The following is a 16,026-nucleotide window of genomic DNA, read 5'->3' as shown; positions in this document are numbered from 1 at the left end:
CCTAATCCTACGCTGATGACTCGTTCTTTGCTGCATTTTGTCGGTTTTCGCGATGACCGATACTGGAACGCAGTTCGTATTTGGGGGGAGCCGGATGCGATCCATGAAGCGTGGGACCAATATGCAGCGGATGAAATCGCGCCAGGCGATGTTGTGATCTTCGCGGAAGGAAATGCTGGTGCACAGCCACGAAGTTTCAGTGCAGAAGCTGAACGTTCACGGCAAGCAAGAGCGGCTGCTCGATCTTACCCGACGGAACCAATGGAGTGATTGGCCATTCCAAAAGGGACACAGTCCTTAAGGTAATGAATTATGAAAAAGCGCTGGGCCGCATTTGCGGCAATTGGAGTTCTTGCGGCCGGTGCAGTCTCATGGGGCGCTGCGGCTAATGACGTGGAGGAGCCAGCCTATGCTATCCTCCAGACGGCAGGCAATATCGAGATCCGCGCATATGAACCGATGATCGTCGCTGAAGCTAAGGTGACAGGCGACCGCAGCACAGCGATGAACCGTGGCTTCCGAATCATCGCTGACTACATCTTCGGCAACAATATCGCCTCGCAAGAAATCGCTATGACTTCGCCCGTGACGCAACAGCCGGCGAGCGAAGACATTGCCATGACCGCTCCGGTCACTCAGCAGCAAACCGATGGTGTTTGGCAAGTCCGCTTCATCATGCCGTCCGAATATACGATGATGACTTTACCAAGACCGGCCAATTCTGAGGTGGAGATAAGAGAGATTCCCGCGCGAAAATTTGCGGCGATCAGGTTCTCGGGTCGCGGCGGAATGGCCTCGCTCGATGCGCGCACAAAGGAACTACAGACATATTTGGTTGAGCAAGGCATGGAAACGGCTGGTGACGCTACTTATGCATTTTACGATGCGCCGTGGGTGCCGGGTCCAATGCGGCGCAATGAGGTTATGATCGAGCTATTGGCCGAATAATCCAAAGCCAAAGAAAACCGCGCAGCTTCGCGATGGAGGCGAGGCGATCCGGGGCCAGGCTGCAAAAACTTATAAGAATACGGAACAAACCTTCAATTAACCTGTTGATAAGGCAACAAGGAGATTCAAATGTTCGGCAAAATTCTGGGGGCCTTTATTGGTTCGAAAGCAGCACAGCAAACACGCAACATCGGTGGTCCAGCAGGCGCCGCCATTGGTGTGGCATCCACCATTCTGCTTCGGCGGATGAGCCTGCCCGCGATGGCTGCTGTCGCCGTGGGTGGATATGCGTTCAAGAAGTTCGCCGAAAAGAAGAACGCGGGCAATACTCCGTCCAATGTCGAGATCAAGGTTGATCCAGCCCCAATTCCAAATACTGTCTGAAATGAGCGCGCCTGAATACAGGCGCATGAAGCAGTTCTCAAAGCCGAGCAGCTCTCTCAAGGGATCTGCTCGGCTTTTTGCTTGCCAGAAGAGTTTGAGATGTAAACGATCCAACGACTGCGCAAATCATGAGTTTGAGCAGCGCATTTTGTAAAAAATCTCACTAAATCCGCTTGCAAAGAGTGGATGGCCGCGCCAGCTTGAAGATGAGGCGGCATGACTAAGGTGTCAGCCTCCTTGGGGGCAATTTATGAAATCGTCTGGCAGATTTGATGTCATCGTCGTGGGCGGTGGCCCATCGGGATCGACGATGGCTTGGTCGCTTGCATCGCGTGGCATATCGGTTGCTGTGATCGAACGGAGCACTTTCCCGAGAGAGAAAGTCTGCGGAGATTTTGTTGAGCCCGCTGGCCTGCGGATCATCGACAAAATGGGCTGTACCGAAGCATTGGACCTTGGCGGACGCACTGCAATCAATAAAGTCCGCGCCTATTACGGACCACACATCGCGTATCAGAATGAAGTGGCCTATTACGAAGGTGAAATGGCGATGCCGCCGTACGGGCATGTGGTGCCGAGGGATCAATTGGACACGGCACTGCTTGAAAACGCCGCGCGCGCCGGAGCAAGCGTTTTTCAGGGTGCCGCGGTCAAGCAAGTACGCCGTGAAAACGGCCTGATGAGCGTCACAACCAAGACAAATAAGGGCACTTCAGAATTAATTGCGCCCGTTGTGGTTGGCGCAGATGGAGTCCAATCTGTTGTTGCTGCACATGCTGGGCTGCGGCGCGATGATAAGAAGCACATTGGCATTTCGCAGCGCGTCTATCTCGAAGGGGTCGAGATGGATGAGAGCGAAGCCTGTATCTGGTTTGATGAGGATCACTACCCCGGGTATGGCTGGGTCTTTCCTGCTGGTGATGGGCGCGCGAATGCTGGGATGGGAATGCTGAGCGAAACGACCGAACGATTTGATATCTCGCTCCAGAAATGCTTTCGCGAAAGCCTAGACCGCCTGAAATTCCGTCATCCTTCATGTGCCAATGCGACCATGTGCAGCAAGCCTCTGGGTGGCGCGGTGCATATGTATGGCGGGATTACGCGCAATCATTTCGCGGGCGGATTGCTCGTGGGTGACGCTGGTGGATTTGTTGATCCGATGACAGCTGAGGGGATCACGCAAGGCATGGAGTCCTCCATCATTGGTGCGAAGACAATCGCTGAGGCGCTGGAGCGTGGCCGGTTCGAGCAGGCCGACTTTGCCCGTTTTGATCAGGACTTTCGGTCCTATTTCGATCACGGTATGCTGTATCTCAGCTTCTACGCAACGATGATGCGCAACCGCCATTTTGGCGATTTCTTCCTGAGCATGACCCAGCAAGGTTTCGAGCGGGCGCAGCATGACCGCGAATTTGCTCGACTTTCAGGAACGGGGTTCGGCGGGTTGAATGTCCAACCAGCGGCGATGGCGGCGCAAATTTGGTATGGGATTGCACGGCATATTCTGGATGGAGGGAAAGCAGTTCTCGCTGATTTGCTGGCTGGTCGCGGGGTGCCGCTGGATGGATTTGTCGGTGATTGGAACCTGTGGCAGTGCGGCTGGCGTGCCTCTGTCAGCGCCGATGTTGGCTGGCACATGGATTGGCTGGGCGATATTGTTCACGCGGCATCAAAACTTGGCCCATCATTCACTCAGAAAGAAAACCCACGGCTGAAAGGGCCGTTTGAGATGGAATTCGGCTCATGAATAGTCCAGCTAAACGCAAAGCGGCGGCCAAAGCGAAGACGGCCGAATTAGAGAAGTCCGCAAACCAAACCTCCATCGCGATCGTCGGCGGCGGCATCGCTGGGTTGACCGCTGCAATAAAGCTTCTCCGCGCCGGATATTCGGTCACATTGTTTGAACGTAACGAGAGGTTGGGCGGCAACATGTCTTCGCGCCGGGTCAATGGGATCGAGCATGATGTTTACCCGCACATGTTCTGCGATTGGTACGAAAATTTCTGGGACCTTTATGAGAACGAATTGGGCCTCAGCCGAGAGGCCAATTTCGACGCTCGGGCGGGCGTCAAAATGCTCGAACAAGGCTCAACTGACTACCGTGAATTGTTCAATCCCACGAAAATGGACGCGATCATTGCCAATCTGAAATCAGGGGTTATGTCGCCCGCCGAAATGCTGCTTATGGGATATTCCACGCTCGATTTGGCTGGATATCCGTTCAATCGAGAGGGTTACAAACAGCTCGACGAATTGAGCGTGAACGGTTTTCTGTATTCATCAAGCACATCGACAGAACCGGTTGCAGAAATGATGAATTACATGCTCCAGCTAATCTGGTCGATTAAGGCTGAGCAAACCACCGCAGCTACCTATCAAGATTTCTTGCGGCATACTTTGTCCTTCCCCAATGGGGCGCCATTCGCGCATATGCTCAAGAATAGCCTGCAAGACGCTTTAATCGCACCGATCGCTGAATTGTTGGCAACGCTGGGCGCCGATGTTCGAGTGTCGACTGAGGTTTCCAGCGTGCGCTTGGTGGATAGCGGTACGCAATTGGAATGGGGCAGGACTGGCAGCAAGGCGGCGAAGAAATCGCAGCATTTTGATGCAGTGGTAATGGCGCTTCCCAATATTCCGCTTTGCGAGCTTATTTTCGGCGGGGATGAAAGCAGTCCGGGTGACCGGATTGTAAAGCGAGAACCGTCGCTGGCACAGACGCGCAGGCTGCGTTCGGTGCCAATTCCGGTGCTGAACCTCTATCTGAAGCGTAAATTGCCTGGTTTTCCTGCCGAAAACATCGGCCTCGCAAAAGCGAAATACGGCCTGTCGGTGGTAGATATCGCTCAATTATGGCCTGCTTCAAAATTTGACGGAAAGACCGCTCTGGTTTTGGCGGCTTCTGAAGGAGAAGGCCTGCCGAGCAATGAACCGGAGGAAATGGTCAGAGCGATGTTGCTGGAACTCAAGCAATATTACCCCGAGATCAACGTCGGTAAAAAGTATGGCGATCGTGATTGCGATGTGGATTGGGATAAAACCTATTTCCGGTCGAATGCGGATTATCCGCTGTTTCTGAATGATGTTGGCAGTTGGGATTGGCGACCGGCACCGGCGTATCCAGATACTCTGCCTGGGTTGTTTTTTGCTGGCGATTTGGCGCGTAGTAATGTCGATATGGCAACGGTTGAAGGCGCGGTTGAAAGCGGCGTTAGAGCGGCTTCTCTGGTGCAGGAATATGATGCGAAACGGCGCAGCGTACCGATGCCTGCCAAACCGATTTCTATCATCAAACACACCACTTATGGCAACACAGCGTTGCGTGCGGCTAAGCTAGCGCTCATGCCCTTTGCCTATGCAGCCAAAGCGTGGACGCAGATTTCGCCTGATGATGGACGGAGCCAATTGAAGGCCTTGGGCAATTCGCTGCAATCGGAACATCTCGCATTGTTGCCGATGCAATATGTGGTTGATTGGTGGACCAACGCCTATTGGTTCTGGGACGCAGCTTTGTCGCCTGATGAAGATGAGAGGCCCCTAGGCCCAGCCGACCATAGCGATGACAAATTTATAGGATTTGGTGCCGCGGCGCTAATGGTTTTGGGCGAGTTCGCATCGTATGCCAGCGAACAATGTCAAAAGCGCGCAGGTATCAAAGTGGCGGATGCTTCGTCTCTGGAAAATTCCCACAAACGCCGCTGGCGGCCAAAGCGCTAGAGCAGCAAACCACTGGAATTGCACGATTTAACAAAGGAAATGTGCGTTGAATTCAGGATTGGATACAGTGACTGCAGGTATTGTCGCCGATCTCGGTTTCGTCGAGGAGATGGACCGTGTCCGCAATTTTCTGAATTCGTGGATTGAAGGTGTCGGCCCTGATCTGGAGCCTATGTTGAAATGGCAATTTGTCGAAGGGTCGAAGTATTTCCGGCCTCTGACAATTTTCGGGTGTTACCGGGCGAAGTTTGGCGGGGAAATACCCGATGCAATGATCCGCTCCGCCGCAGTGCTTGAGATGATGCATAATATGACATTGATCGTTGATGATATTCTCGATCAGTCCGACGAGCGGCGCGGGATACCTTCGCTCCATGCAAAATTCGGGTTACTTCCAGCACTCATGGCTTCGGGTTTCATAGTTGCTGACGGTTTTGATATGTCCGCGCAAGACCCGCATGACATCCGCCTGTTTGCTGACTTGGTGAAGCGGCTGGGGGTTGCCGAATGCGCGCAGTGGCGACTGCGTCGCCAACCGCTGGGCATAGCCGATTGGGAGCAAATTGCCGGCGAAGACACCGGCTCCATGTTCGAAACCTGCGCCTGTCTTGCAACCCGCGATGACAGTTTGCGGAAATTCGGCCGCTTGATCGGAATGCTTTATCACGGCTGCGATGATGTGGGCGATGTGAAAGGGCTGGAGGGACTTGGCGGTGGCGGTGAAGAGGACTTGCGCGACGGCATTTTGACGCTTCCGGCTTCGCTCGCCATTCAAGACCGCGAGATTTGTGATTTGTTTTGCAAGCCAACTCCGACATCTGACGAATTGGAAAAAATCAAATATGCCATGATCGCCCAATTACCGGCAGCCGACGCCCATCTGGATAAATTGGCAAAAGATGCAAAATGGCAGGCGCAAACACAAACCGCTGATGCCGGGGTTCTGGTTGAACTGGTGGATTACACGCGCGAACTCTCTCGGCGATAAGCGGACAGATATTGCAGGGTTAGATTACTTGTGTCGCGCAGACATCTGGTTAGATGCTTGTCCATCTGCGATTTAGAGGGTTGGTGGAATGGAATCGATTGGTGCCGATCTTGAGGTGATGAAGCGTCAGCCGCTTAGTGACAAGCATGTTGCCGCCATTCGTGAAATTGCCAAGGAAGTCAGCTATCTTGCTGGAGACATGGTTGCCAAAGTCGGCGATGCAATGGACAGGTTCGTCTATGTACTCGACGGCGAAATCGAGGTGGTTAACCCGTACAGTGGGGAGCGTTGGGGAGAAGCCGTGTTGGGTCCAACCCAATTTATGGGCGAGATCGCATTTCTAAACGCCGGAACCATGACAATTCCGATGCGGGCGGCCAAATCGACATCGACTTTGGAAGTCCCGAGAGAAGAAATGCTCAAATTGATGAGCGACATTCCCGAGCTGTCGGATCACATAATTACCGTGTTTTCCGCGAGGCGGCGCAAACAGTTCGAGGCCAACCGCAGTTCAATCAAGTTAATCGGTGCCGACCGCGATGCGAAAATACAGGATATTGCCAGCTTCCTTTCGCGCAACCGTATTCCCTTCCAATCATTTGACATGGATAGCGACGATGAAGAGACCGCTGAAATCTGCACGATCGCATCGCACAAACCATCGGTAATTTATGCAAAGAACCATGTCGTGGAAGAACCTACGCCGCGTAAAGTTGCGGGCTTGCTCGGGTTAGATCTTGATGTTGAGAAGGGCCTCGATGTGGACGTCCTGATTGTTGGTGGCGGACCGGCTGGTGTGGCCGCGGCCGTCTATGCCGGAGCAGAGGGGCTATGCGCGCTGGTGGTCGAGGATGTTGCCATCGGCGGACAAGCAGGCACATCAAGCAGAATTGAAAACTATATGGGTTTTCCAACCGGCATTTCCGGCGCAGACCTTGTTTACCGCGGACAAATCCAAGCCATGAAATTCGGCACCCGTTTTGCAATGCCGCGGCGGGTTGAAGCGATGGTCAAAAATGACGACGGAAATTTTTGTGCCACGTTGGATGATGGTGACGAAATATGCGCAAGGGCCGTATTGGTTGCGACCGGTGTGCAATACCGAAAGCTTCCGCTTGAAGGTCGGGAGGAATTCGAAGGAGCAGGGGTGTTCTATGCTGCCACCGATATGGAAGCGCGGTTCTGTAACAAGAAGCCCGTAGTTATTATTGGTGGTGGCAATTCAGCGGGTCAGGCAGCAATGTATTTGTCACGAACTGCCCATCATGTTCACATGATGATCCGCGGCGATAGTCTGGCTGACTCCATGTCAGCCTATTTGCGTGACCGGCTGGAGGCGGATGAGGCAATTACCGTTCATTACGGCATAAAGGTGTCGTCGCTGCATGGTGAAAAATGGTTGGAAAAAATCATTCTTGAAACGCCTGAGGGCGAAACGGAAATGGACTGCGGCGGGCTGTTTGTTATGGTTGGGGCTGAACCCAATACCTGCTGGCTTTCAGGATTGGTGGATCTGGATCACAGAAATTTCGTCAAGACGGGTGAGATGATAGGCGAAGCATCGCCGTTCCAAACCTCAACCAAAGGAATATTTGCGGTCGGGGACGTGAGAGCCAGTTCTGTAAAGCGAGTGGCGTCTGCTGTAGGCGAGGGCTCCGTAGTTATGTCCGCTATCTGGAACCACATTAATGCCCCGCCCCTTGAATCAGAATAAATAATGTTTGTGTGTCGCAAGTATCCAATCGACTTCGCATGCAAAGCCTATCTTCTGATCCAATTCACCACAGAGTGATGAGCAATAATTCGGTCGTTATAAATATCTTTTTTAAAGGAACCGAAAAATTATGAATGATTCAAATGATAGTCCGGCTCCTGGTTGGGTGGGCGGCTTTGCCCAATCCAATCCAGCATTTGCATACCCTGACCCTGATCTCAAATCCTTGCCAATGCTTTGCAACATGGCCAATATTGACAAGCTGGACCGCATGGAAAGCATCAAATGGCCAGAATTTAGCTGGCAAACTGTCCCGGGCGATGAAGAGACCCGCTGCTTCCAGAAATTCGCCCCGCAAATATCGCGGATTGGATACACAAAAGAAGGGAGGATCTTCTCGATTATTTGTCCGCAGCAGGGCACTTACTCTCCCATCTTCGGCGACCTGAATGTAGAGGTCACAGTCACCGGCCAACGCGGTTGGGTCGATGAAGATACCAAGACTATGGCCGCCGATATGACAGTGGTTGGTAAAGTCTGGTTCACCGAAGACGCCAAAGAGAAGAAGATCGTCAAAACGCTTATGTGGCTGTTTGAACAAACAGGTTGGCCGTTTCCGTTTGATAAGGATCATGCGATTGTAATCAAGACCAGTCATGATGACCATTCCGAAGAACCGATCTTCCCGTTCGTTCAAGGAGAGATCACGCGCTTCAAGAGCCCGGAATTTGCTCGGCATGTGGATGAGGCTTGGGATGTTGCCAATATCGAAGTTCAAATTGGTGATGTTGAACCAACGGGCAATAAGTTGGTCGATGAATTCAACCAGCTGATCGTTGACGCGTTCAATCTGGGCGCAGGAAACCTGCTAAAATCCGGCAACAAATTGTCATGGAATATCTGGTTCACCGCGCCTGAACTTGTCGATAGGATCAAATGGAAGAACCATGCGGATTTCTGGCGCCATTCAATCGATGTCGATCACAAAAGCCCTGACGGACAGCGCAGCAATCCGCGCTATTTTGATGGAACGGAATTCAAACCGATTGATGCTGTAGTCGATACCGAGCTTGATAAGATTGGTGACTTTATCAAGAAATTACTTCGTCACCTCTGATGGTCACCTAGGATCAAAAAGGGCGGCCACGCAAATTGCGCAGCCGCCCTTCCTTGAAGCCAAATTCAGTGCGTTTCTATCAAATGAAGTCTTCGACGCGTTCGATGATAATCGCCGGAGCCATGCCGCCGGCTGCGCACATGGTTACAAGGCCGTAACGTCCACCGGTGCGCTCCAATTCATCAAGCACAGTGCCGATCAGGATTGAACCGGTTGCGCCGATCGGATGGCCGAGCGCAATCGAACCGCCATTGACGTTCACATTGTCCCAGCTCAGGCCTAGGTCGGTTACAAATTTGTGCGCGACGACAGCAAATGCCTCGTTGATTTCCCACAAATCGATACCGTCTTTCGTCAAGCCGGCTTTGGCCAGAACCTTCTTTGCCGCTGGTACTGGCGCGTTTAGCATCAGCGTCGGATCATCACCCATATTGGCGGTGGCGACGATGCGGCCGCGCGGCTTTAAGTCATGCTTTTTCGCGTATGCTTCGGATGTGACGAGCACGCCTGCCGCGCCGTCAACTACGCCTGAACTGTTACCAGCGTGGTGAAAGTTCTTGATTTCGAGGTCCGGATATTTCTGGTTTACCAATCCGCGGAAAGTAGTGCCATTGGCATCAAGCGGCATGTCGGCAATTTTGCCGAAAGCGGGGTTGAGTTCTGCGAGGCCCTCGCGAGTGGTTTCGGGACGCGGATACTCGTCATGATCAAGGATCACATTACCTTCATCGTCCGTGACAGGGACGAGGCTCTTGTCGAATTTGCCAGCTGCAATTGCAGCAGCAGCGCGTTGCTGGCTGCGATAACCAACTTCGTCTAATTCTTCGCGGGTGTAGCCTTCCATCGATGCAATCGCATCGCCGCATATCCCCTGATGTGATTGCGGATGAACTTTCTGCAAGCGCTCATTATAGCTGCCCATCATGGCCGGCTTAATGCCTGCGGCCATCTTTTCCTGCATCATCTGGCCGGTTAAGCTCATCATTTCCGTACCGCCTGCTACGACGCAATCTTCCATGCCAGACATAATTTGTGCCGCCGCGAAGTTCACGGAAGTGATGCCGCCGCCGCAAAAGCGGTCAAGTGTTGTTCCGCTGGAAGTGATGTCGAAACCGGCATCGAGCGCAGCCATCCGGCCAAGGTCGCCGGCTTGCTTGCCATCCTGGGTCGAGACAGACCAGATCACATCATCGACAGTGCTGGTATCGAGATTGTTTCGCTCTTTCAGCGCTTTCATGACCGTGGCCGCGAGGTGTTGCGGGTGCTCGTTCGACAGTGCGCCCTTGCCAACTTTTCCGATCCCGCGAGGTGTGCGCACTGCGTCGATGATATAGGCTTCGGCCATGAATTGGGTTCCTTATTGAGCGAGTAGAGTCCGTAGACAAGCTGGTTCACCTAGTTATATATGTCAGCCAAAGGGCGGCGGCAAGTGGCTGCTCGAAACATCAAGCGGAGAGATATTCATGACACAAGAAGTCCTGACCCAAGAAGAAGGCGGCATTCTGATCATTACGATTAACCGTCCCGAGGCCAAGAACGCGATGACCAAGGCGGCATCGGAAGCGATTGCGGCCGCGCTTGATCGGCTTGATGCGGAGGATCATCTGCGCGTGGGCATTCTTACCGGAGCTGGGGGCACTTTTTGTTCGGGCATGGATCTTAAGGGCTTTCTTAAGGGCGAGCGTCCTTCGGTCGAAGGGCGCGGATTTGGCGGTTTGACTGAACAGAAACCGGCCAAACCATTGATTGCTGCGGTTGAAGGCTATGCGCTCGCAGGCGGACTTGAATTGATGATTGCTTGCGATCTGGTGGTGGCCAACAGCAAAGCAAAATTCGGAATTCCGGAAGCCAAGCGAGGCCTTGCGGCTGCAGCTGGCGGATTGATGGTTCTGCCTGATCTGATCCCGCACAAGGTGGCGATGGAATTGGCGCTAACCGGCGATTTCATCACCGCTCAGCGCGCTTACGAACTCGGTATGATCAACCGGATTACTGAAGGTGATGCGCTATCGGCGGCGAAGGAACTGGCTGCTTCGATCACAGCAAACGGCCCGACTGCGGTGCGTGTATCCAAGCAAATCATGGAAGAGTCGCGCGGCTGGGCGTTGGAAGAACGCTACGCCAAACAGGCTGAATTGTTGCCGCAGGTATTTATGTCCGCTGATGCACGCGAAGGTTCGCTGGCCTTCGCTGAGAAGCGCACGCCTAATTGGACGGGTAAGTAGTCTAGATGCCGGGACCGCTACAGGGAATTCGCATCGTTGAATTTGCCGGGATCGGTCCCGGTCCGTTTTGCGGAATGATGCTGGCTGATCACGGCGCAGAAGTGATCCGGATCGACCGGGCATCTGGCGGCCGTGGCGGCTCGACCCCGCTTAGCACCAAAGATGTGTTGGCGCGCGGGCGCAAGAGCATTGCGATCAATCTGAAATCCGAAGAAGGCGTCGCTTTGGCACGCAAACTTTGCGCCAGTGCCGACGGGATTATAGAAGGCTTCCGACCTGGTGTGATGGAGCGGTTGGGTCTTGGTCCTGATGCATTACTGACAGACAATCCCAAACTGGTTTACGGTCGGATGACCGGCTGGGGCCAAACTGGGCCCTATGCCCAAGCGGCGGGTCACGATATCAACTATATCGCACTGGCCGGTGCGCTCGCGCATTTTGGGCGCAAGGGCGAGAAACCTACCCCGCCGATCAATATGGTCGGCGATTTCGGCGGCGGTGGGATGATGCTTGCATTCGGCATGTCATCGGCCTTGCTGAACGTTGCTCGCGGCGGAGAAGGGCAGGTGATCGATTGCGCGATGACCGATGGCACTGCTGCGCTGATGGGCATGATTCACGGCATGGCCAATATGGGTGTTTGGTCGGAGGAACAGGGCGCAAACATGCTCGACACTGGCGCGCATTTCTACGACACTTACGAGACATCGGACGGTAAGTTTATCTCGATCGGCAGCATCGAACCGCAATTCTATGCGGAGCTTCGGCGGTTGGCGGGACTTGCTGATGATAGCGCGTTTGACGCTCAACATGACCGTGCAGCTTGGGGGCCGCTGAAGGACAAGCTGACAACACTGTTCAAATCCAAAACCCGCGATCAATGGAACGCGATCATGGAGCATACCGATGTTTGCTACGCGCCGGTCTTGACCATGAGCGAGGCGAAGGAGCATCCGCACAACGTTGCGCGCGGGACGTTCATTAAGGTTGCTGGCGATCTCCAGCCTGCACCAGCGCCGCGCTACAGCGGCACCCAGACCACTAAACCATCACCGGCCCCTATGCCGGGCGATGACACCGATGCGATATTGGAGACGCTAGGCATAAGTGAAGCTGATCGCAGCGCGCTTCGCGATGCAGGAACGATTGCCTGAAGGTCTGAACGCCTGCCCGAATACGGAATAGTAACGAATGTAAGCGACTAAGCCTTGTAAAACAAAGAGGTATGGCGTGAAAACTTATTTGATTCTGGCCGTGTTGATACTCACCGCGAGCGGCCCCGCGGTCGCCACAGAATCCGTAATCAGCGGCACCGCGACAGCCGCCGATGGCGATACACTCAATTTTTCAGGCGCATCCGTTCGGTTGCTGGGAATTGACGCCCCAGAATTAAAGCAAAGCTGCATTCGTGATAGTCAGGATTGGCAGTGCGGGCGCGAGGCTGCCGCGATGCTAGCCCAGCTTATTGAGGGGCAAAATCTCAAATGCCAATCGCGCGGCGCGGATGAGTTCGGCAATCTGCTGGCATCATGCACCAGCGGCGATCTCGACCTTGGTCTGACGATGGTAGAAGCTGGCCTGGCCGTCGCTCTCGCTAGTGGGGGGCATCAGTATGCTGCTGCTGAAGCGCTCAGGAAAACGCATAGAATCGGCATATGGTCATCTCAGTTTGATCACCCCGCAGATTGGCGTTTGAAATATCCTGCCCCTAAACCAAAACCGGCAGAACGGCGGGCCAGCGTCCGATCAGATCCTGCGCCATCAGCTAATACCGCACGCAGTTACCGCAACCAGTTTGGCTGCGCGATCAAGGGTAACCGAAATCGCCGGGGGCAATGGATATACCATCTACCGGGAATGAAATATTATGAACGAACCCGGCCAGAGGATTTTTTCTGTACTGAGGAACAGGCCCTGCGGGCAGGATATCGGCGGTCGCAGGAATGACCGCGTCCAATTGACGGGACGGCGCGGGTTAAATCACTCAATAAACGCTTTTACCTCGGCCATAAAATCGTCGAACCGGTCATGGTGCACCCAATGGCCGGCGCGGTCATATTCGGTGACGCTGGCATTATCGCCGAAATATTTCATCCTGCCATCGGTTTCGGGGTTTGAGGCCCAGCTGTCCGCACCATAGATGAAGCGGGTGGGGCAGGTAATGCGGCCCCATAATTCCTGCTGATGCTTGATTGACATATCATCCATCGGCCACGCATGCAGATGCGGGTCGAATTTCCAACTATACGTGCCGTCTTCGTTACGGATTACTGCATGGCGGGTCAGATGTTCAGCCTGATCGCGGGTTAAATAGGTGTTGGCTTCGTGCATCCTGTCGAGCGCGGTTTTGAAGCTGTCATATTTGCGGATGCTGCGCGAACTGGCATCACGTTTCTTGTCGATCCAGTCGGTCCAATGTTTATGGAACGGCTGCTTGCTGCGTTCGGATTGGACTTTCGGGCTGGGGCCCAATCCCTCGATTGCGACGAGTTTCCGGACATTTTCAGGATACAGACCAGTATAGCGGACCGAAATATTCCCGCCCATCGAATGCGCGACAATCGTTACAGGCGATAGATCTAGTTGATGAATTAACTGTGCCAGATCATACACATAACCGATCGTCGTGTAATAGCCGGTGTTGTTCCATTCACTGTCACCATGCCCGCGCAGATCGGGGCAAATTACATGGTAGTCCTTGCGCAGTTCCTCCGCCGCCCAATCCCAGCTGCGGCAATGGTCGCGCCCGCCATGCAACAGGATCAGCGGCGGCGCATCCTGATTACCCCAATCGGCGTAATGCAGTTTGGTGCGCTGGGAGATGAAACTTTGCGAAGTGGGTCCGATTAAATCCATGGCGGTTCTTTGGTGGTAAGTTGCGATTCATGCAAGCGTTGCACATAGCTAACTAAGTGATACAAGAGAGTGATTAGAGAGACTCAAACCCGAAAGGCCGCAATCATGCCCGCAATCAACGTTCCCCAGCCTGAATTTATGGAAGATGAGGAGATTTCGATCTTTGCCGATGCGGTTGGCAAGTTCTATCAGGACAAGGCGCCCGAAAAACGCATCCTGAAATGGCGAGACGAAGGTCAGGTAGAGCGCGAGTTCTGGAATGAAGCCGGAGCCGCCGGTCTACTCGGTGTGTCTGTTCCCGAAGAATATGGCGGCCATGGCGGTGATTTTCGCCATGATATGGTGGTGATTGACCAGCAAGCGCAGCACGGCGTTGAGGGCTTCGCCGCCAGCCTGCACAACACCATTATCCTGCCCTACCTTGTCCGTCATGGTACCGAGGAGCAGAAAAAGAAATATCTGCCGAAACTGGTTACTGGCGAGTTGGTGAGCGCAATCGCAATGACCGAACCGGGCGTCGGCTCAGATCTGCAGAGCATCACCACCACCGCGCTGAAAGACGGGAATGGCTACCGCTTGAATGGCGCGAAGACCTATATTTCCAACGGCCAGACGGCCGATTTCATTATCGTTGTTGCGAAAACCGATCCGAATGAACGGGCCAAGGGCATTTCGTTGATGTTGCTCGAAACCGAAGGTGCCGAGGGATTCCAGCGCGGCAAGAAGCTGGACAAGATCGGGCTGGATGCGGCGGATACCTCAGAACTGTTCTTCGATGATGTGTTCATTCCTGGCGACAACGTCTTGGGCGGGGTTGAGGGCAAGGGCTTCTATCAGTTGATGGGCGAATTGCCGCAGGAACGGCTGATTATCGCAATGGGCGCGATGACCGGCATCGAAAAGGCGCTCGAAATAACGTTGGAATTCACCAAAGAACGCAAGGCGTTCGGCCAGCCGATCTGGGAATTCCAAAACACGCAATTTACGCTGGCAGAATTGGCAGCGCGGGGCACCGCGGCGCGGGTATTTGTCAATGATTGCATTGCAAAACACCTGGAAGGCAAGCTGGATGTGCCAACCGCCTGTATGGCGAAATTGATGGTCACCGATTTGCAAAGCGAAGTGGTCGATAAGTGCCTCCAGTTCCACGGCGGAGCTGGCTACATCAATGATTATCCGATTGCGCGGATGTACCGCGACACGCGAATTGCGCGGATTTTCGGCGGTTCGAACGAGATCATGAAAATGGTCATCGCACGGTCGATGTAAGCTGACATTGTGAACGAGCTTGGCCAGTCAGAACTAGGGGAAGGGACCGCATCAGACGGCCCCTTCCGCGTGCCGAAAACGGCCGAGCTTGTTGCAAATTCTATCCGTCGCCGGATTATCCAAGGCGATTTGTGCGAAGGAGATACTCTCCCACCCGAAGCGCAACTGATGGAGCAATTCGGTATTTCGCGGCCTAGCTTGCGCGAGGCGTTTCGCATCTTGGAAGCCGAGCGGCTGATCACGGTCAAGCGCGGTTCGCGTTCGGGCGCTAGAGTCAGTCTGCCTAAGGTGGAGAGCGTGTCTCGCTATGCGAGCTATTACCTACAGTCGAGCGGGGTGAAGGTCAGCGACATTTACGAGGCGAGGCTGGCCTTAGAGCCGCATGTCGTGCGCAAATTGGCAAGCGAACCATCAGCGGTTGCTGTGGACCGTTTGCGGGCAGAGGCATCGCGTCTCGCGGGCTTCTATGAAAGTGATCAAGAACGCGATTATATGATGGCGTCTGCCCGGTTCCACAGTGTGCTGATGGAAGTGGGCGGCAATGCGACGCTGCATTTTCTGACCCGCGTTCTCGAAGATGTGATCGCTCAGTATCAGAAACGCTACGTCACCACTGCGTCCGAAGCGGCGGACCGGAAGCGTGGCCGCGAGAAGGGGGTGAAGTCGATTTCAAAACTCATCGATTTGATCGAAGCGGCTGATCCTGACGCGGCCGAACAGCACTGGCTGCTCCATTTGACTAATACGAATAAAATCTGGGGTAGCGACCGGACTTTGGGTGAGGTGCTCGCAGGGTGAAGTGCAGGTT

Annotated in this window: 15 protein-coding genes; 13 read left to right on the top strand and 2 right to left on the bottom strand. The window is 53.9% G+C overall.

The window, feature by feature from the left end; genetic code table 11:
• Window positions 1–15 precede the first annotated feature (15 nt).
• From GRI36_RS13775 to GRI36_RS12925, 8 genes are all read left to right on the top strand, one after another.
• The gene (locus GRI36_RS13775) at window positions 16–270 is read left to right on the top strand and encodes a hypothetical protein (protein ID WP_202392175.1); all 255 of its coding nucleotides are present in this window, start codon (window positions 16–18) and stop codon (window positions 268–270) included.
• A 42-nt stretch (window positions 271–312) separates the two neighbouring features.
• Window positions 313–948 carry an SOUL family heme-binding protein gene (locus GRI36_RS12955; RefSeq protein WP_160598836.1) on the top strand — a complete coding sequence of 212 codons (636 nt, stop codon included), beginning with the start codon at window positions 313–315 and terminating at the stop codon, window positions 946–948.
• A gap of 129 nt (window positions 949–1,077) precedes the next feature.
• The gene (locus GRI36_RS12950; RefSeq protein ID WP_160598835.1) at window positions 1,078–1,332 is read left to right on the top strand and encodes a hypothetical protein; all 255 of its coding nucleotides are present in this window, start codon (window positions 1,078–1,080) and stop codon (window positions 1,330–1,332) included.
• Window positions 1,333–1,582: 250 nt separating this feature from the next.
• Window positions 1,583–3,079 carry an NAD(P)/FAD-dependent oxidoreductase gene (locus GRI36_RS12945; RefSeq protein WP_160598834.1) on the top strand — a complete coding sequence of 499 codons (1,497 nt, stop codon included), beginning with the start codon at window positions 1,583–1,585 and terminating at the stop codon, window positions 3,077–3,079.
• Entirely contained in the window at window positions 3,076–5,049 is a 1,974-nt protein-coding gene (locus GRI36_RS12940; protein WP_160598833.1) for an FAD-dependent oxidoreductase, read from the top strand. Before GRI36_RS12945 ends, GRI36_RS12940 begins: the two co-directional genes overlap by 4 nt.
• A gap of 46 nt (window positions 5,050–5,095) precedes the next feature.
• Entirely contained in the window at window positions 5,096–6,037 is a 942-nt protein-coding gene (locus GRI36_RS12935) for a polyprenyl synthetase family protein (protein ID WP_160598832.1), read from the top strand.
• An 88-nt stretch (window positions 6,038–6,125) separates the two neighbouring features.
• A complete protein-coding gene (locus tag GRI36_RS12930; protein WP_160598831.1) occupies window positions 6,126–7,751 on the top strand; it encodes an FAD-dependent oxidoreductase in 1,626 nt (541 codons plus the stop codon).
• Between the two features lie 130 nt (window positions 7,752–7,881).
• Window positions 7,882–8,868, top strand: coding sequence for a hypothetical protein (locus GRI36_RS12925; RefSeq protein WP_160598830.1), 987 nt, complete (start codon window positions 7,882–7,884; stop codon window positions 8,866–8,868).
• Between the two features lie 79 nt (window positions 8,869–8,947).
• Here the strand turns inward: GRI36_RS12925 and GRI36_RS12920 are convergent, their stop codons facing one another.
• Window positions 8,948–10,213 carry an acetyl-CoA C-acetyltransferase gene (locus GRI36_RS12920; protein WP_160598829.1) on the bottom strand — a complete coding sequence of 422 codons (1,266 nt, stop codon included), beginning with the start codon at window positions 10,211–10,213 and terminating at the stop codon, window positions 8,948–8,950.
• Window positions 10,214–10,331: 118 nt separating this feature from the next.
• Here GRI36_RS12920 and GRI36_RS12915 point away from each other — a divergent pair, with 118 nt between their 5' ends.
• The 3 genes from GRI36_RS12915 to GRI36_RS12905 all read left to right on the top strand — a co-directional run bounded on the left by GRI36_RS12915 (window position 10,332) and on the right by GRI36_RS12905 (window position 13,040).
• Window positions 10,332–11,093 carry a crotonase/enoyl-CoA hydratase family protein gene (locus GRI36_RS12915; protein ID WP_160598828.1) on the top strand — a complete coding sequence of 254 codons (762 nt, stop codon included), beginning with the start codon at window positions 10,332–10,334 and terminating at the stop codon, window positions 11,091–11,093.
• A 5-nt stretch (window positions 11,094–11,098) separates the two neighbouring features.
• On the top strand, window positions 11,099–12,247 hold the full coding sequence (locus tag GRI36_RS12910) for a CaiB/BaiF CoA transferase family protein (RefSeq protein ID WP_160598827.1): 1,149 nt from the start codon (window positions 11,099–11,101) through the stop codon (window positions 12,245–12,247).
• Between the two features lie 76 nt (window positions 12,248–12,323).
• Complete coding sequence (locus GRI36_RS12905; RefSeq protein ID WP_160598826.1) at window positions 12,324–13,040, top strand: thermonuclease family protein; 717 nt, start codon at window positions 12,324–12,326, stop codon at window positions 13,038–13,040.
• Window positions 13,041–13,073: 33 nt separating this feature from the next.
• Here GRI36_RS12905 and GRI36_RS12900 read toward each other — a convergent pair whose 3' ends face one another.
• Window positions 13,074–13,949 carry an alpha/beta fold hydrolase gene (locus GRI36_RS12900; protein WP_160598825.1) on the bottom strand — a complete coding sequence of 292 codons (876 nt, stop codon included), beginning with the start codon at window positions 13,947–13,949 and terminating at the stop codon, window positions 13,074–13,076.
• Between the two features lie 105 nt (window positions 13,950–14,054).
• Here GRI36_RS12900 and GRI36_RS12895 point away from each other — a divergent pair, with 105 nt between their 5' ends.
• On the top strand, window positions 14,055–15,218 hold the full coding sequence (locus GRI36_RS12895; RefSeq protein ID WP_160598824.1) for an acyl-CoA dehydrogenase family protein: 1,164 nt from the start codon (window positions 14,055–14,057) through the stop codon (window positions 15,216–15,218).
• A 9-nt stretch (window positions 15,219–15,227) separates the two neighbouring features.
• Window positions 15,228–16,016: a FadR/GntR family transcriptional regulator gene (locus GRI36_RS12890; RefSeq protein WP_160598823.1), complete on the top strand. Its 789-nt coding sequence runs from the start codon at window positions 15,228–15,230 to the stop codon at window positions 16,014–16,016.
• Window positions 16,017–16,026 lie beyond the last annotated feature (10 nt).

Origin of the sequence: Pontixanthobacter gangjinensis, from assembly GCF_009827545.1 — a bacterium.
Lineage (GTDB): Bacteria > Pseudomonadota > Alphaproteobacteria > Sphingomonadales > Sphingomonadaceae > Pontixanthobacter > Pontixanthobacter gangjinensis.
The sequence above is the reverse complement of the archived record's forward strand: the minus strand, read 5'-3'. Positions and strand labels throughout refer to the sequence as shown.